8 protein-coding genes are annotated in these 18,838 nt (G+C 45.2%); 3 read left to right on the plus strand and 5 right to left on the minus strand.

All coding sequences use genetic code 11. The annotated features are described in order from the left end of the window. Window positions 1-3 precede the first annotated feature (3 nt). The 3 genes from CZ434_RS20305 to CZ434_RS20315 all read left to right on the plus strand — a co-directional run bounded on the left by CZ434_RS20305 (window position 4) and on the right by CZ434_RS20315 (window position 4,481). The gene (locus tag CZ434_RS20305; RefSeq protein WP_245831038.1) at window positions 4-1,488 is read left to right on the plus strand and encodes a murein hydrolase activator EnvC family protein; all 1,485 of its coding nucleotides are present in this window, start codon (window positions 4-6) and stop codon (window positions 1,486-1,488) included. Between the two features lie 137 nt (window positions 1,489-1,625). After that, window positions 1,626-3,128 carry a S41 family peptidase gene (locus tag CZ434_RS20310; protein WP_077624797.1) on the plus strand — a complete coding sequence of 501 codons (1,503 nt, stop codon included), beginning with the start codon at window positions 1,626-1,628 and terminating at the stop codon, window positions 3,126-3,128. Between the two features lie 162 nt (window positions 3,129-3,290). Next, complete coding sequence (locus tag CZ434_RS20315) at window positions 3,291-4,481, plus strand: PDZ domain-containing protein (protein WP_077624798.1); 1,191 nt, start codon at window positions 3,291-3,293, stop codon at window positions 4,479-4,481. A 137-nt stretch (window positions 4,482-4,618) separates the two neighbouring features. Here CZ434_RS20315 and CZ434_RS20320 read toward each other — a convergent pair whose 3' ends face one another. The 5 genes from CZ434_RS20320 to CZ434_RS20400 form a co-directional block, all read right to left on the minus strand. Continuing rightward, window positions 4,619-5,314, minus strand: coding sequence for a BMQ_0737 family morphogenetic spore coat protein (locus CZ434_RS20320; protein WP_077624799.1), 696 nt, complete (start codon window positions 5,312-5,314; stop codon window positions 4,619-4,621). A 495-nt stretch (window positions 5,315-5,809) separates the two neighbouring features. Further along, entirely contained in the window at window positions 5,810-13,045 is a 7,236-nt protein-coding gene (locus CZ434_RS21790) for a carboxypeptidase regulatory-like domain-containing protein (protein ID WP_179107331.1), read from the minus strand. Window positions 13,046-13,308: 263 nt separating this feature from the next. Continuing rightward, the gene (locus CZ434_RS20390; RefSeq protein WP_245831039.1) at window positions 13,309-14,136 is read right to left on the minus strand and encodes an alpha/beta fold hydrolase; all 828 of its coding nucleotides are present in this window, start codon (window positions 14,134-14,136) and stop codon (window positions 13,309-13,311) included. A 138-nt stretch (window positions 14,137-14,274) separates the two neighbouring features. Next, window positions 14,275-17,481: a DEAD/DEAH box helicase gene (locus CZ434_RS20395; RefSeq protein ID WP_077624802.1), complete on the minus strand. Its 3,207-nt coding sequence runs from the start codon at window positions 17,479-17,481 to the stop codon at window positions 14,275-14,277. Window positions 17,482-17,676: 195 nt separating this feature from the next. Beyond that, a complete protein-coding gene (locus CZ434_RS20400) occupies window positions 17,677-18,621 on the minus strand; it encodes a carbohydrate kinase family protein (protein ID WP_077624803.1) in 945 nt (314 codons plus the stop codon). Window positions 18,622-18,838: the final 217 nt, after the last annotated feature.

The raw sequence follows: 18,838 nt of genomic DNA on the forward strand, positions 1-18,838 counted from the left end.
AAGATGCAGATGAAAAAGTTACTTAACTTTACACTAATCTCAGCACTAACCATTGGACTGATTGCACCAAGTACGAATTATGTTAAAGCAGATGATATCGATGACGTCAAAAAAGAACTCAATGAATTAGAAGACAAAAAAAGCAGCGTTAAAGAAAAACAAGGAAACATAAGCAGCGACAAAGAAAACACCGAGGAAAAGATCGACGAGAATTTGGAAAATCAGGATAAAGTTTCCGGTGAAATGGAACAAATCGATGCCGAGTTATCCGATACACAGGAAAAAATTGCAGCAAAAGAAACCCAAATAAGCACGACAAGCCAGGAAATTGAGCAGACAACTTCTGAAATTGAAAAAACGGAAGCAGAAATCACTCAATTGAAGAAAGATATCGAAGAATTGAAAGAGCGTATCGCAAAAAGAGAAGAACTGTTGAAAAACCGTCTGGTTGCATTGCAGGAAAACGGCGGGGATATCAGTTATCTTGAAGTGTTGATGGGAGCACAGAATTTCGGCGATTTTATTAACCGTGCCACTGCAGTCAATAAAATCATGGACCAGGATAAAGACATCATGGAAACACACCAAGCCGAAAAACAAGAACTTGAAGAAAAGCAGAAACAAGTAGAAGAGAAAAAGAAACAGCTGGAAGAAAAACAGGCAGAATTGGAATCGAAAAAACAAGCACTTGAACAGCAAAAACAAGAATTAGAATCCCTGAAAGCCAGTCTTGACCAGAAAATGAATGAAAAAGAACAGATGATGGAGAATTTGGAAAGCGAGAAAGAAGAGCTGGAAGAATATAAAATGTCTCTAAGCGAAGAACAGGCAATCTTGAGCAAGCAGGAAGCAACCATCCAAAAAGCGATGGAACAAGCACAGCAAGAGCAACAAAGGCTTGAACAGCTTGCGGAAGAGAAAGCACGTGAGGAAGCAGAAAGAAAACGGAAAGAACAAGAGGCTGCCAAGAAAAAGGCTAGCGCCAGCAGTAGCAGCAGTAATAACAGTAGTGCCAGCAGCAGTAATAGCAGCAGTAGTTCAAGCCAGGCGTCTGCAAGTTCGAACAGCGGCCGAAACTTTATCTGGCCGGCAGGAACCAGGAATGTGACTTCGAGCTTCAATCCGAACCGCAGACATCCAATCACTGGAGATATCCGTCCGCACACGGGAATCGACATTGCACAGGCTGGGACAATCCCAATCTATGCTTCTGCATCCGGTGTGGTGCTGAATGCATCTTATTCTTCATCGTATGGAAACGCAGTGTACCTTACACACTATATTGATGGACAGTTGTACACTACCGTATATGCCCATCTAAGATCATTTAATGTATCACCAGGCCAAACGGTAAAGCAAGGCCAGCAAATCGGCATCATGGGTAATACGGGAGGTTCCACCGGACAACATCTTCACTTCGAACTTCACATCGGCTCCTGGAATGGAAGCAGATCAAATTCTGTAGACCCGTATCCATATATCCGATAAAGTGTTATCATGAAGAAAACATGTATGGCATAAACTAAACAGAGAAAGGCATCGCACATCAGGGTGTGATGCCTTTTTGTCCATACATAGGGAGACAAGTCACCAGGAAGAATTAAATCTATTTTGAGGTGAAGACCATGAACTTGAAAAAAAGCTATATAGCGGTATTGTTGGTTGCTGCTTTATTGCTTGGTGCGGTTGGAGCATATGCAGGGATACAGTTGGCCAAGCCGGAAGACAATGGAAACACCGCAAGTGAGCAGCAGACAGGGGAACAGCCGACAGATTCGTTTGCCGGCATGAGCGAGGAAGAACAGAAACAGTTCTTGGAAAACATGCAGGGTACTGAAGAAATGGCGAAGGTGACGAAAGCTTATAATTTGATCCAGGAAAGTTATTTGCAAGAAGTTGACGAGAACCAGCTAATCGAGGGTGCGATCCAGGGCATGTTGGAAACGTTGGAGGATCCATACAGCGTTTATATGGACAAGGAGACCGTCGAGGAATTCAATCATTCGATCGAATCTTCTTTCGAAGGGATCGGAGCGGAAGTAAGCATGGTTGACGGCAAGGTGACCATCATAGCCCCGATCAAAGACTCTCCTGCTGAAGCAGCAGGACTTAAACCGAATGATCAGATTTTGAAAGTGGACGATGAAAGTGTAGAAGGTCTTGATTTGTATGAAGCAGTGTCCAAAATCAGGGGTGAACAGGGATCGAAAGTGACCTTGCAAGTCAGCCGGCCCGGTGTGACAGACCCGTTGACTGTTGAATTGGTCAGGGATGACATTCCGCTGGAAACAGTCTACTCCGAAATGAAGACGGTCAATGACAAAAAGGTAGGGTTGATTGAAATTACTTCCTTCGCAGAAGGCACAGCAGACCGTTTCAATGAAGAGCTGGACAAACTGGAGAACGATGGCATGGAAGGCCTTGTTATCGATGTCCGCGGGAACCCGGGCGGTTTGTTCACAGCTGTGGAAGATATTCTGAAAAACTTTATTCCAAAAGATAAACCATATGTGCAAGTAGAAGACCGAAACGGGGAAAAGTCCCGTTACTTCTCGGAAATCGAGGAAACAAAAGATTATCCGATCAGCATCCTGATCGATGAGGGAAGTGCTTCTGCCTCTGAAATTCTGGCCGGTGCTATGAAAGAGGCAGGCAATGCCGATATCGTCGGTACGCAAAGTTTCGGAAAAGGTACTGTCCAGCAGGCCATTCCGATGGGCGACGGCAGCACAATCAAAATGACCTTGTTTAAATGGCTGACTCCTGATGGCAACTGGATCCATGAAAAAGGTGTGGCACCGACGATAGAGGTGAAACAGCCTGATTATTTCTATACGAATCCGATCCAATTGGAGGAGCCATTGGAATTGCATCAAGATAACGATAAAGTGAAAAACGCCCAGTTGATGCTGACTGGATTGGGATACGAACCGGGTAATCAAGAAGGTCAATTTGATGAACAGACACAATCCGCCGTAGAAAGTTATCAACGGGACAATGATCTAGGTGTAACAGGCAAAATAGACGAACAAACAGCCGAAAAATTGCAAGCCGACATCGTCGAAAAGATTAGAAGCGGTAAGAACGATAAGCAGGAACAAGCTGCAATTGATTCTCTATTTGAATAAAACAGAATGAAACCCGCCGTAAAGGCGGGTTTTTTTATGAGGATTGTGACGGGAATCTATTTAACAAAGCTTGCCTATGCTATAATGAGAGGTAAACTATAATGGTAAATGATAGAGAAACTACCATATATATGGACGTTGGAATAGGGGGAGGGTGTCTGGATGGACGTTTGGTTGATAGAATCGGCGAAAGGCATAGGAAAACTATTTTTGAATCCGTTGTTTTATTGGATTTTCATTCTTGCCTTGATGGCTTCTGTCCGCAGGATAAAAAAAGAACGCAGCCAATTCGGAAGCAAAGTATTTGATGTGTTTTCCGAGCTAAAGTCGACATGGGCCGTTTCACTTACCGGCGGATTGCTGATTTCTCTGGCTGCAGTAGCAGGTGGGGTGGTGTTTAGTTACCCTGTACTGCTATTGGTATCGTTAAGTATGATTTTGATGACGCTGGCGGGGAGGTTCACCTTGCTTTCCCCTGCTTACACTTTCGGTCTGGCTTATGCGGTTCTACTGTTGGTGCCGGCTCTAACCGAGAACATCTCCTTTCTCTGGTCCGATCAGTTACAGAACGTTAACTTTACGGGTTTGACGTTGCTGTTGTCTGCTTTTCTGTTGATCGAGTCCTTGTTGTTTCTGCGTGTTAAGAGTTCGGAAACCTTTCCGGAGTTAATCAAGGGAAACAGAGGGAAGCTGGTCGGGAGACATCGGTTGAAGAAGTTCGCTGTCGTTCCTTTTTTCTGCCTGGTGCCAGCGGGTACGATCGAACCATTTGCTGATTGGTGGCCGTTTTTTGACATCGGCAGCAACAGTTACGGTCTGGTACTATTGCCGTTTATCACAGGATTTGACCATGCAGTCAAAGGGGTGAAGCCGGCCATCGGTGCAAAGAAACTTGGATCTGCTGTTTTGGGTCTGGCTGTCATTACCCTGGCGCTCGCAGCCTCGAGTTATTGGGTATCCATTTTATCCTTGGCAGCTATGGCAGTGGCTGTGGTGGGAAGAGAGTATATTTCTTACCGTTTCCGGACAAAAGACAAACAAAGACAATCTTATTTCTATTCTACTACAAATGGTGTGCAAATCCTGAGCATTATTCCCGGAACACCTGCTGCAAGGCTTGGGCTCCAAGTCGGCGAAAAGATCGAAAAGGTCAATGGATTTGCCGTATCCAATGAACAGGAATTCTATGAAGCACTACAGCAAAAAAGTGCTTATTGTAAATTGGAAGTAAGGGATGATCAAAGGGAAATCAGGTTCTTGCAAAGAGCGATGTACCAGGGTGAACCACACGAACTTGGAATTGTGTTTGCGAAAGAACAATACCGCAGGACCAAAAAAGAAGAACTTGGCTAGAAAGCAGAAGACCGCCTGTAAAGGGCGGTCTTTGTCATTGAATATAAAATTTAGTATTACGCCTATTTTTCCATCAATCTGTTCTAAGTGCCTGCATGACTCTGTTTACCAGCCATCCTAGTTTCTAAATAGCTGTTTTATTCTCCAACAGGGAATATCGGAAAACAGGAGCTTGGAATATCTTTACTAGGGCATTCCGTCTCAATTTGTTGTCGTTGCCTGCAAACAGAGGCATCCACTTCTATCGTGACAAGACTCTCTAGTTGGATGCTTTTACATATAGTCAAATCTATCACTGCCTCTTGAAAGGAAGGGTTGCCCTCTTCATCAAGAACGCAATTGAAACAGGAATTGCAGTCGAAATCTATTATTTCACATTTCAAGGTGGTACCTGATGGGGCACAGAGCAGAAATTCCTCGCATAGGGTGAATCGTTGCGGGGAAGAAACACAAATGTCTCCATTTGTGTTTTCCAATCTAATTACGAAATATCCTCTATTCGTTAGCCTTACTTTTTGCAGGTTAGCAATTTGGCCATCGGGCAACACTGCTTCGACATTTTCACGCCCTCGGGGAGATTCTGTACAGGAGATGGATCCTTCCATTAACGGGTCAATCGGGTTACCCTCGGCATTTGTCAGAATACATTCCACACTCAATTGGTCTTCTTGAAATTGACCGGCTATTCCTTCACAAGTGAAGTTGAGTCTTTCCAGTCCTGCAGTTCCTCTGAAAATTTGACTTGGAAGACGGCTTTGACTAACAATCCAGTCATATACAATGGGAACTTTTATACAAATGAGTTCGTTTTGTTGAATCCCAGCAAAACCCACACACTGCAGCCTCCTTTCATTGTTTTAATTAAGATTATCTTAGCCAACTGTATTGTTTTACAATTACTCCGAGATATTTTATCTATTTGCAATAGAGGGAAACTGCGACATAGTGACAATTCTATTTTTTGAAGCTTATTCTTGTTCTGATTTTAGTTAAGCTTATATACTCCCTGTGGCAGAACACTTCGCTGTTAGGGATTTTTTGAATTTTGATGTTAGGAATACCTCCTGTACTTTAGAACAACTTCTCAATAGATCAGAAAAACTAATGAAGCGGAGGAAAAATGCGAGACTCCAGTGGGAAAGGAACAGTCTGAAGACCCCGCAGGGTGCTTTTCCCGAGGAGGCTGAAGCGTTCCCCACGGAAAGCGAGTATTTTTCCGCTGCGCTGGACTACCACTCAATCAGAAAAGGATGGAAGAAAGTCCCCGTTAAGTGAAGCTAGTTATGTCGCAGTTTATGGTAATTCTGCATATTTCGTCTTTCATCAAATCAGCTGAAAAATCTGCAAGGGTCTACGATTACTCTTACATTGAACGAGCATGAAACAGTGTTGCCTGCTGCATCTGTCGCGCTGCAACTGACCCGGGTTCTGCCTGTTGGGAAGAAGGAGCCGGAGGCCGGGCTGCATTCGGCTGTAATATCGTCGCAGCCAAACACTACAGGCGGTGGAAAATGGACAATCGCTCCGTTACTGCCTGGGTCATTGAAAACAGTGACATTCCTCGGGCAAGTCAGGCGCAATTCTCCTAACATTGCGTTCAGGCTGGCATCCTCACCATCTTCAAGCTCTATTTCATACTCTTCGACAGGATAACCGGATAACGAAAACCGTACTCGGAAATCGCCGGACGGCAGGCCGGTGAGAATGTAGAACCCATCGACATCGGTTAAGGTTGACCGGATTGGAAAGTCTTCTTCTTCCGGAAAAATTTGAACCAGTACTTGGACTAATGCTTCTCCAGTACACAAGTCTGTGACAAAACCACTGACGGTTGCTGGATTTGGAAGTAACAGAAAGTCGACTGTTACGTTTTCTCCCCGATCAAGGTAAACATTGCGGAATTCAGCCTGGTATCCTATTGCCCTGGCAATGACCACTAAATTACCTGCAGGGAGACCGGTGACTGTGTAATTTCCATTTAAGTCGGTCAGCGTTTCTGCCAGGAAAGTTCCGTCCTCCGTAAAGACCTGAATTAGAGCATTTTCTATCGGAGCAAGCGAATCCGCGGCAGATACATTTCCAGAGACAGTACCTGGATTCGGCTCCAGTCTTACATTTAAAACAACCGATTCGTTCGGGGCAAGGGAAACTGATGTTGTTTGGGTAACGTATCCCTCTCTGGAAAAAATGACATCATAGCTGCCGGGCGGCAGGTTAGGGAGAAGATAGTTTCCATTCTGATCCGTTTCAGCTGAAGCAACAATGATGCCGCTGTTTGTGATTACAACAGTAACATTTGCTCTTACTACAGGTTCTCCGGTTACTGCATCCGTAACTTGCCCTCGGATTAATGCCGGGTTTCTTTGCAGGTCAACATCCAGAATTCTGCTTTCGCCATCCTCCAGAAAAATTCGGAAAACTTCACTGGCATAATTTTCTTTAGAGAATAGAACCCGGTATTCCCGAGGCTCTAATCCAGTGATTACATACTCCCCGCTTTCATTTGTAAATACCGAAGCAACCGGTATTTCAGTTCCAATCCGGAATACCTGCACCAATACCGATTGGAGAGGCATGCCATTCGCAGCGTCCCGCACCGTACCGCTGAGGGATGCGCTCTGCTGAAATAGTTCGAAATCTAGCGTTTCTACTTCTCCAGAATCTAAGGTAATGACCCCTATCTGGTTACCATACCCGTCAGCGGTGGCGATGACCGAATATGTTCCAGAAGCCAAGTTAGAAATGATATAGTCTCCATTTGCATCAGTTAAGCTGCTTGTAATAAAAGTTCCAAACAAATCGAATACCCTTATAAGTGCTCCTTCAATTGCTGCCCCGGTTTCGCCATCGGTCACGCGTCCATTTATGCCGGCCGGATTCGGAGGGAGAGAAGCGTTGACCGTTTCTGTTTCATTTGGCGACAATATGACTGGCACAACCACATTTCCAAAACCAGAGGCCGAAAAGACAATATCAAAATTGCCTGTCGGTAAATTGCCTATCGTATAGGTTCCATCGAATCCTGTCACAATACTTTCAACAACGATATCTGTATTAGCAAAAACAACCGATACAAGCGCGCCGCTGATCGGGCTGCCTGTTTCCGAACTAGTTACTGTTCCTTGAATGGCGGCAGGGAATGGAGATAAAGTGATATTTAAAACTTCCATTTCATTCGGCGACAGAAATGTAGTGTTGACACTTATAGCATAATCTCTTAGTTGTGCTGTTACATCGAAGGTTCCTTGGGGAAGCCCTTCAATCAAGTAGTTCCCGTTCTCGTCTGTCAACGTTCTTCGGACGAGCGTATCTGTCCCGCTTAAGCGGACTTCGATGACTACTCCTGTCAACGGTATCCCCGTTTCCGAGTCAGTGACTGTTCCACTTAATACAGCAGGGTTCCCTTGCAGGGCAAAGTCGAGATTGGTTGTTTCATTTGCTGCTATTTCTGCCGTGCGGATTGCCGTCTGGTAATCTGTGTTAATGGCCGTAACAGAGTAGACTCCTTCTTCAAGACGATCAATCAAGTAAAAACCGTTTACATCTGTTTGCACACTTCCCACAACAATGCCTTGATTGTTTATTACTCTGACTAACGTGCCCGGCAAAGGAGTGGAGGTGTCGGTGTCTCGTACAGTTCCCTGAAGAACACCTGGATCCCTCAAAAGGTATATTTCTGTATCTGTCACCGTGTCGCTCGCAACATTGACAGATACACTGCCTGCCCCGTAATCCTCGGCACTTGCTATTAATACATACGTTCTTGGGGCCAAAGTGGTTGTTTGGAAAAAGCCGTTTTGATCGGTAAGGATTGTAAAGACAATGGGGCCAGTTCCGGAGAACTCTCTGACGACCACTGTTGCACCCGGAATTGGAGCATTATTTTGTGGATCCCTTACAAATCCTTGGACAATTCCCGGATTCGGAAATAAAGCAAAACTTACTGTGCTGATTTGATTAGCTTCCACAATAGCTCCGGCTGTCTCCGGTCCAAAGCCGCTGCTGTTCGCCACAACTGTATAAACTCCAGGAGTAACCCCGGCAAAGGTATAGGCACCAAACTCATCAGAAACGGCAGTTTGAACCAATACATTTGCAATGTTATACAGCTGGATTGCCGCATTTGCTATTGGGTTTCCATTTTCAATATTGGTGATGAACCCTTGTATATTACCAGGGTTCGGAGTTAAGGCTAATTGAATTGATAATATATCGCCCGGGCTGCTGATGATTGTTGCCGTTTCTGTTCCGAAGTCTACAGCATCCGCCGAGACATTCAATACACCTGACGGCAGGGTTGAAAAGCTGACATTTCCGTTTTGATCAGTAATCCCTGATATGATGGGAATATTGTTTTGTGATCTGACGGTAACCGCAGCCCCTTCAATTGCTGTGCCATTGGAGGAATTGGTGACAGAAACGGTTAGAGTGACAGGGTTCGGTGTCAGCACACTTGTTAATTCGGTTGTCTGGTTTGATTCTACAAAAGCTGTAACCGTCGAGGAACTGTAATTAGGCGCACTGACAGTAACAAAATACGTTCCAGGTGCCAAGAAAGGAACCGTATAAGTGCCATCTGTGTTTGCCAGCAGGCTTATAACCAGAATATTCCCTTCACTATAAACTGTCACTTGTATTCGGGCGTCTGTAATCGGATTGCCGTTTGAATCGATTACAATACCCGTAATCCGGCCGGGATTCGGTGCCAGGGACAAGTCAGCCGTCATCGTAGTTCCACTCGTCACGATAGCCCCAGTCTGTTCTGTCCCGAAGTCCGCCTTCGATGCGGTAACGATATAGGATCCTGGTGCTAAACTGTCTATCGTATAATTACCGAACAAGGTGGTCGTTGTTACGGCAACAGGAAGCTGGGAATTGCTGTCAATTATGGTTACTGTCACGCTTTCCAGCGGATCACCGGTATTCCTGTTTGTGATTTGTCCGTTAATAGCCCCAGGATTAGGAACTAAAGAGAAATTGATGCCTGTTAACTCCTGGCCTGCTTCTAAACTGATACCGGCAATAACCTGCCCATATCCCTGTGCGTTGGCTACGATGGTAAAGGAACCGCTCGGTAGGTTTCCGACTGTGTAATTTCCTCCGGCATCGGTGAAACCAATGGCAATCAGCGTGCCGTTCAAATCAAAGATTTCAACAGTGGCATTTACAACCGGATTTCCTTGATCGTCTCTGACAATGCCTGTCACAGAGGCAGGGTTTGCGACCATTGTCAATGATACAGTCGATGTTTGGTCAGCCTCTACAGTAACACCAGCTTGGGCTGTCGAGTAGTTCGGGCTAGAAGCTGACACAATGTAAATACCGGGAGCTAAATGGTTGAAAGAAAAACTTCCATCGTCATTAGCTGTAGCAGAATCGACAAGCAGTCCATTGGCATCACGAAGCTGAATCGTTGTGTTTGGCACGATCGGTGTCACACTTCCCGCGATAGCACCGGGATTGGGCACAAGCGCGATTTCCACTGGTGTCGTTTGCCCTGCCAGGACAAGAGCTCCTATTACCCCATTTTGGAAATTCGGCGCAAACACATTCAGCGTATATTGACCTGGTGCCAGCCCGACGACGGTAAACATCCCGTTACTATCAGTCAGTGCAGTTGTAATAAGTGCGCCGATATTGTTCGTCACATTGACCAGGGCTCCTGCTATGGGGTTTCCTCCTTGATCAGTAACAAATCCTGAGATTTGTCCGGGGGTCGGCTCTAATGCCACATTTCCAGTTGTTGTATCGTTAGAATTAACCTGGAAGGATGCAATATTTGTTTGAAAATTTGCAGCAGATACAATTACCGTATAAATGCTAGGGGCTAATTGATTGACTTCATATTGGCCATTGTTGTCTGTAAGAATAACAGCCATCACAGCTCCGCTTGTATCGAGAATCCGAACCTGGACATTGGCGCCAGTAATCGGATCGCCTGTTTGTGCATTGGTGACCTGACCGGCGAGGGAGCCCGGATCTGGTTCCAATGTGAAGGAAACCGTAGAAGTACTATCGGATATTATAGTCGTACCTTTGGTGGTCGTTTGCAGGTTTGGTGCTGTGACTACAACCGTATAGTTCCCGGGGGCAAGACCCTCGACAGTATAGCTTCCATCTGTGGTCGTTACTGTAGTGGCGATGATAATGCCGGTTCCGGTACTTAACCGGACGGTGACAGCCGCGCCTGCGACCGGATTGTCATCCGTGTCGGATACAACCCCTGTCAATGTACCCGGGTTTTCATTCAAACTTGCATTGACGGTGGTAGTTTCCCCATTGGTAATGACAGCAGCGGCAGTGTGCGTTGAATGACCGGCAGCGCTTATTACCGCGGTGTAAGTTCCCGGCGCCAGACCGGTAATCAGATAATCTCCGTTGTTATCGGTTAAAGCTGTTATAACAAGAATGTTGTTTTGATAAACGGATACCTGGGCCCCGCTGATTGGATCTCCTCCACTGCTTTGGACATTTCCAGTCAAGGCACCGGCAAGTCGGGACAAATTCGCATTGACCACCGTGGTACTGTTGGATGCAACAATTGCACCGAGGGTTTGATTGGAGTAACCATTAGCTGTGAAAACCAGGGAGTAGGAACCAGGATAAAGTTGTTCGACAGTATATTCACCACTTGCGTCGGTAGTGGCTGTGGCGACAACAATATTTTGGGCATTTATTACCTGTATGACTGCATCAGAAATCGGACTTTGGTTGTCATCATCGCTCACCGTACCTGTAATCGAACCTTGTTGTTGCTGCAAGAATATATTGGTCGTTGTACTAGACCCTGTAATGACAGTGGAGGAAACGAGTGAAGCTGCATAATTCACTGCGGAAGCCCTGACAAGATAGCTTCCTGCAGAAAGATTATTGAAAGTGTATTCTCCGCCGGCATTTGAAGTAGTTGAAGTGAGGAAGACGCCGGCCGGGGTCAATAATTCCACCGTAGCATTAGATATGACGGCATTTGTCATGGCGTCTCTTATTTCACCTGTGATTGCTCCGGGGCTCCCTTGCAAGACAAAATTTTCGACAGTGGCTTGGTTGGGTTCTACTCGAACAGATCTTACTTGAGATTGAAAACCTGCAGCTATCACCCCGACTTGATAAAAACCGGGTGTCACACTGGCAAACGTATAATTTCCTGCCGCATTAGTCGTAGTACTTGCAAGTATAACTCCTTCCTGGCTGGTCAGGTTAACTGTTGCATTACTGATTGGCCCTCCGTTCGAAACGTTACCTGAAATCGATCCAGGCAGAGGGGCTAGAGAAATATTGGCAGTGGTTGAGGTACCGCTCGTAGCAGTCACGCTTGCAGTGTTGGTGGCATAGTTGGTTCGGGATGCTTCTACTGTATAATTTCCAGGACTCACATTCGCAAAGGTATAAAGCCCATTTGCATTAGTCATGGTAGAAGAGATGACAGTCATTCCTTGCAGAAGCCGAACTGTGGTATTAGCCAACACTAAGCCTGATGACTGGTCGAATATGGTCCCGTTTATCGAAGCGGCAGATTGAACAGATATAGTGATGGCTGCTGAATTGGATGTTATCGCCGTCCCTGTGAAACTATCAAAGCCAGTTCCCTGAATACTATCTAATGTTCTTGTTCCATTATTGGTAAACAGCCCGTTTATGGTAAATGTCAAAGTTGCACTTCCTCCACTTGGAAGGTTGCCGACATTCCATGACAAGGTCCTCGAGCTGCTGTTGTATGCAGTCAGCCCTTGGGTAACACTATTTACCGTAAAAGAAGTAATGATGTCAAGGGAAAGTACGTCTTCTAAAAAGACAGTATTAGCCTGGGACAACCCAGGGTTTGTGATTGTGATTCTTCCAGCCCATATCGCCTGCTGACCTGTCAAGACGCTTGAAGGGCCAGAAGTCAAAGCTTTCGTAACGGATAATTCCGCTCGCACATCGACCTCCTCAGGAGAGACGGGATTGCTCAGCGAGTTTGAAAATGAAAACCCTTCATTTGTCCTCAAAGAATCCTTGTTATAGTTATTTGCATTTGCAGAGGTAAAGAAAACAGCCTGCAATTGGGAAGTAGCATTGATTCCTAAAAAGGAGAAAAAAGTACTGGCAGGCAAGAACCAGTCCAGGAAGAAATCGGGATCTCCTCCAAAATTGGAATTAGCTGGCGTGACCCTGGCAAAATCAAAATTAGTGATAGACTGGACGAAGTTCGGGTTCCCGCCACCGGTGCCTTCGGCTGGATCATTCCAGGAATTGACTTGTTTATTTGTGTTGCGAATTAAACTGATACGGTTATTCAGTCCATCGACATTGAATAACCAATCATAAGTGCCCGGTACTCCTTGTGTATTAAGCAGCACACCCCAACTGAAATTACGAAATCCGGTAAGTTGAGGATTTCGGGGATCTCCGTTCAATCTCAACCGAAAATACACATTTATCCCATCATAAGCGAAGAAGGCGGCTGGAAATGAGGAGTTTCCAACGATATCCGTTGAGACCGGGCTTTCATCTCCAGTCAGGTCAAACAGTGGTGAACCGCCGATAAGGATTGGTGTATATTGCGCGTTATCTGGAAAGGCCATTGACATCCTCCTCCGTATAAAAAGTATTCTTATTAGTTTATTAAGGAGGGTGAGAGGACGGCTGTACAATAACCTAGTTTTACTGGATGTTTATAGAAAAAAGAAGCTGTCGAATTCAGTTGCAACTCGACAGCCTTTTAGAGCAGAGGCTTCCTTACGATAGTTTGCCAGCTTTCCGTATCCAAGTTCCGTCAACCAACTAAATAACTATTTAATTGTTGGTATGCGGCTATGTCTCCACATTTGCATGATAAATCGCATTATCACGTAGTCTCAAAAAACGAATCTGCAATAGAAATGGTTTCCGATGTTTGTTCCACCACCGTCCAATGGCCGCAATTTTTTATTGTGTGCAATTCAGCATGCGGGATATATTTGATTAACAAATCATCCACTTTATTTGGCGGCATAATGTCATGGCTTCCTTGAACTACTTTTACAGGGATTTCTGCCAACTTATGAACTTGACTGGTGATATCATAGTTGTCTTTGATGTCCTGGCCGATAATTTGGTTGACCGTATGATTCATCCTTGTATTCTTTTTCTTATGAAGGGTAGTCTTAGAATAAACGTAATAAGGATCGAGAATTTTTAATAGTTCCTCACCCGAAGCACGCCCTTTTTGAATCTTTCTGCTTACTTTGAAAAGCTCGAACTTGTCCTTAATGGACATTCTTTTCATTAGTTGTTTTTCAAATGTCCGATAACCTTCAGCCGACACCCCGATGGCAGCAGTCAGAAATAGTTTATGAACCTTCTCGGGATAAGTAGTGGCATAAAGCAATGCCAGAATGCTTCCCCAAGACTCGCCGAACAAGTTCATCTTTTCCAGTTTCAGTTCAGATCTTAATGATTCCAGCGTATTTACTTCATCTTCCATCGAGTAATCGTTATCCGTTCTTGGTTCTGACTTTCCGCAGCCTCTCTGATCGTATAGAATCAATTTGTATTTCTTGGACAGTGGCAGGACATATGGAAGAAAAAAGCCGTGCTCACTTCCCGGGCCGCCATGAAGAAACACAATCGCTTCTCCGTCGCCCACCATCTCTACATATACTTTTTGGCCATCTATTTCGATAGATTTCCCCACCATCATACCTTCCTTGAAAGAGCTATTATTTGATTAAATACTATCATAATATTCAATAAAATACGCTCCATAAACAAGTACTGTTGCAAGTTTTGCACAAAAAAGAGGACCACCGCAATGTACGGCAATCCTCACAGGTCATACTTTCATTTCCAGAAGTTCCCGGATTTCCTGTTCCGACAGTTTGGACAGCATCGTTTCTCCAGGCTGGATGATTTGATCGACGAGCTCGCGTTTCTTTTGCTGCAGCTCGAAAATCTTCTCTTCGATCGTACCTTCCGTGATCAGCCGAACGACCTGGACAACGTTCTTCTGCCCGATCCGGTGGGCACGGCCTGCCGCTTGTTCTTCTATCGCAGGATTCCACCACAGGTCGTATAAAATGACCGTGTCGGCTCCGGTAAGGTTAAGACCGGTTCCACCGGCTTTTAGGGAAATCAAGAATATGCCTTTTTCTCCATTATTGAACCGCTCGGACATTTCCATCCGTTCAAGAGAAGGCGTCGAGCCGTCCAGGTAAAAGGTATCAAAGCCTTCCTCTTGAAGTTTGTTGTTCAAAATGCCAAGCATACTGGAAAACTGGGAAAAGATAAGCGCTCTTTTTCCGTTTGCTTTTAACTCATCGGCGAGCTGCAGCAGCTGTTCGAGTTTTCCGGATTTGCCCCTGTAATTTTCGAGGAACAAAGCTGGATGGCAGCAGATTTGCCGGAGTCTCGTCAATCCTGCCAATATTTCCAATTTACCCCGGTCGAATCCTTTTTCTTCAATCGTTTCTGCGACTTGTTGCTGCATTTTTCCAAGATAAGCCAAATAAACTTCTTTTTGTTCCTTGGTCAAATCGGAGTATTGCACGGACTCTATTTTATCCGGAAGCTCGTCAAGGACGTCTTTTTTGATCCTTCTCAAAATAAACGGTCTGGTAATCTTGGCGATATAGTCATGCTTAAGGGTTAAAAACGACTTTTTGTTGTGGAACAATCCCGGTGAAATCGTATAGAAAATCGCCCACAATTCTTCGAGCGAATTCTCGATCGGGGTTCCGCTGAGGGCGAACCGTTTCTTGGATGGCACTGCCCGCGCTGCTTTTGCCGTTAGGGTAAGATGGTTCTTGATTGCTTGTGCTTCATCAAGAATCATGTTTTCGAACGAACATGTTTGATACTCCTCGGCATCCTTCCTCAAAAGTGGATAAGAGGTTATCAGTACATCGGCATCACTGTTTGTTTGGATTTGCTGCTTTCGCTGTTGTTTATTACCGGCTATAACCGCCACTCCAAGGGAAGGAGCAAACTTTTCGAATTCCTTTTTCCAGTTGTATAAAAGGGAAGCAGGAGCCACGACAAGGTTCTGCCCATTCGGGTTGTTTTCCTTTTCAGACAGAAGGTACGCGATTGTCTGGATCGTTTTACCAAGTCCCATGTCATCAGCCAATATTCCGCCTAAATAATAATGTCCCAAAGTTTTGAACCATTGGTATCCGACTAGTTGATAGTCGCGGAGTTCGGCATTCAATCCTTCCGGCAGCGGAAAATCCAAATTGCCTGGATTCTTCAGTTGATCGAGCAAATGCTGGAACGACTCACTGAAGGTGTTGTCATTCACTTGGAGGGCATCTTCAACTTGCAAGCTGCGCGCCATCGGTACATGAAGATTTCCATCCGCGACCTCAGATTTCTGGAGATGAAGCTTTTCGCTGAGTTGGCGGAAAGATTCAAATTCCTCGCCCTCCAGGGATACAAGGGCACCCTCCGGTATTCGGAAATACTTTTTCTTCTCGATCAACGCCTGCAGCAATTGGTCTATATCACGAGGAGAGATGCCGGCAATATCGAAAGTGATATCCAGCATTCCGCTCGCTTCGTTGACCTGAATAGCGCTGGTCAGCGACGTCTGCTTTTCGGAAATCATTGCTTTGACCCGGCCGGATACATATAATTCAGCCACTTTTTCCAGTTCTGGAAGTGTTTCGTGCAGAAACCGGTAAATCGCCTCATTTTTGAACAATTGATACATCTGGTTCAGAAAGACGAATTCCGCTTTTTCCACCATGCCGATCAATTTGAGCTCTTTATGTGCTTCCCGTTTGACGACTCTTGTCGCAAGCCCGTCTTTTTGATAAGGGTAAAACACATCATTTCCATAGTGGAACTCCAATTTTAATTGGAGGGAGTCATTGACTTCATCTAAATATATCTTCGGCTTCAAAGGAGTAATCGTGACATGATCCCGGGTTGATTTAGAATAATTCACTTTCCCGAGTTTTTCCAAATTCGGGACGACATGGGTGATAAAAGATTCCATTTCCTTTTTCCTGATCTGCTGTTTTTGTTCCGTCCGGTAAGGGAGCAGGGGATAGATCTGGTTCATCACTGCTTGTTGGCCGGAGTTTAAGAAATAAAACGTATCTTCCGCAAACAAGTATCCGTAGCTGTCAAAGTAACTGTACTTGCCTAATTCAGATAAATTTATTTGAAATGTTTCCGAGTCTGATTCCTGCGTCTCTAAATCAAATGACAAGTCCGGACCTTCCGTTTCCACATGAAAAGGCTGTGGTTTGTCATTCTTTATGTGATGGTAACTTTCCAGCTCCGATAATTTAGGCAAAATCTGATCAGCCGTTTTCGGCGGCAGCATGATCGTCCGTTTGTCCAACGAAGGATTGCCAAAAGAAGTTTCATACAAAAACTCGTTTTGATGGGCATCGATCAATATATCGATCACTTCTTTATCTTCGGGAGTGAAGATATGGCTTCCCGGCTGCAATGTGAAGGACGGGGTCACTTCATAGGCTTTTTCCTGCCTGATATAGGATAAAAGCTCCCTGATGTTTTTGATTACGTATGTTCTTTTGGATGTTGCCGGTCCCAATTTCACTTCTATTTCGAGAAAGAACTTGGAGTTATAGGTATTGACTCCACCTTTCAAGAAATATTCCATACGGATCAGCTGCTTTTGGCTTGCTTCCTCCCGCGAAAAAGCTTTGATCATCCTTGAAGACAGGTCAAAGTTATGGTTGGTTAATGGTTCTCTGGATTCGGTTTCGCTCCCGATTTTGTTCCACGACTCCTGGCTGACGGCCAGCAGCACTGCAGCAATGTGCTTGCACGTATAGTGGGTGGCATAAGCCGGGCAGTCGCAGCTTCCTTCTAGATCGTCGTTATCAAAGAAGAACAGTCTGACACTGTATGTCTCTGTCCCGCGTACTGTTCCGCGCCAGGTATTTATAGACGGATTGTAGGTTAGGCCATGGACCCGTCCTTTTTTGTAATAGTCGTAGCCTCTTTTATAGAACCGTTCACCGGTGATTCTCACGATATCCTGCTTGTCTAGAAAAAATGTTCGCAAATCGATCTCATCCCCTGTTGAAAATCTTAGTCATCCCTCTATTATACCAGATAGCGGCTGGATGATGAGGAAGTTTTTTGGATGTTTGGAGCTATAAGTGACGTTCTCTCCATCCTTTTCGGATTGAGTGCTAAACCGGCGCTGCGGAAGGGGCATATAAACAAAAGCATCGGGTCGTTTGGACCCGATGCTTTGTCATCGTAAATATTTTTTCACTTCTTCGATCGTAGGCAGTGCAGACATGGCTCCTTTTGTGGAAGCGGCCAATGCACCGGAAACACTGGCAAATACGGTGATTTCTTTTAGCTCATCAAGTGTGTAGTCTGTGACATCTTTCTCCCGTTCACTCAATTGGTACAGCAACCCGGATACAAAGGCATCACCGGCCCCGGTTGTGTCTACTGCCTTCACCTGTCTGGCGGGAACATGGACAGCTTGTCCTTTATGGAAAACGTAACTGCCTTCATGGCCCAATGTCACGAACAAGAGGGGAATCTGGTATTCTTTTAACTTTTCGACCCCTTTATGAATGTCTGTTTCACCGGTGAGAAACTCCAATTCTTCTTCTGATAGTTTGACAAGGTCCGCTTCTCCTAGCATCGAGGTGATTTTGGTGCGGGCTTCATCCAGGCTTTTCCACAGCATCGGTCTTAAATTGGGATCATAAGAAATGATCAGCCCGTTTTCTTTGGCGAGCCGGACAGCTTTTTTGGTCGCGGACTCTGCCGGTTCGTCAATCATCGAAATAGATCCAAAATGAAACACATTATGTTCTTTGAACAGTTCCTCTGAAACTTCTGCTTCATGAAGATACCGGTCGGCACTCGGGTCGATGTAGAAATCGAAGCTTCTTTCACCGCCTTCTGCAAGAGTGACGAAAACAACACCTGTCCGGATTTCTTTTGTCAAATACATATTTTCCGTATCAACACCGTAGTCTTCTAGAGTGCGTTTCAAAAAAGTCCCCAATACATCGTCTCCAACTTTGCCGACGAACGAAGCTTTCGCACCTAGTCTTGCCAGCCCGACAGCGACATTGGCCGGTGCGCCGCCAGGGCTCTTCTGGAACTGGGTATTGTCCGGATCGAGCGGGATGAAATCGATCAACGCTTCTCCCAAACTGATGATTCCTTTGGTCATTTTTTGCACACCTTTCCTATGGATTCATGGTTGATAATTATCCCCATGCTAGCTATTATAGTAGAGGAACTATGGAACCTCTTTGTTCGTATTTATACTATATCAAACGCCACTCAAGTTGCATACGCTATTGTCCCGGTAATATTCCAGCTTGTGAAAAAGAGTGGGAAGGACCAAAAACAACTTAGCGAAAATCCCGTTCCATACCGTTTTATCG

This window comes from Sediminibacillus massiliensis (assembly GCF_900156915.1).
GTDB classification, from domain to species: domain Bacteria; phylum Bacillota; class Bacilli; order Bacillales; family Amphibacillaceae; genus Sediminibacillus_A; species Sediminibacillus_A massiliensis.

Excerpts from the sequence above, each read along its gene's own strand:
- CZ434_RS21790 (WP_179107331.1), bottom strand. The coding sequence starts at position 13,045 with ATGGCCTTTCCAGATAACGCGCAATATACACCAATCCTTATCGGCGGT.
- CZ434_RS20315 (WP_077624798.1), top strand. The coding sequence starts at position 3,291 with ATGGACGTTTGGTTGATAGAATCGGCGAAAGGCATAGGAAAACTATTT.
- CZ434_RS20310 (WP_077624797.1), top strand. The coding sequence starts at position 1,626 with ATGAACTTGAAAAAAAGCTATATAGCGGTATTGTTGGTTGCTGCTTTA.
- CZ434_RS20400 (WP_077624803.1), bottom strand. The coding sequence starts at position 18,621 with ATGACCAAAGGAATCATCAGTTTGGGAGAAGCGTTGATCGATTTCATC.
- CZ434_RS20305 (WP_245831038.1), top strand. The coding sequence starts at position 4 with ATGCAGATGAAAAAGTTACTTAACTTTACACTAATCTCAGCACTAACC.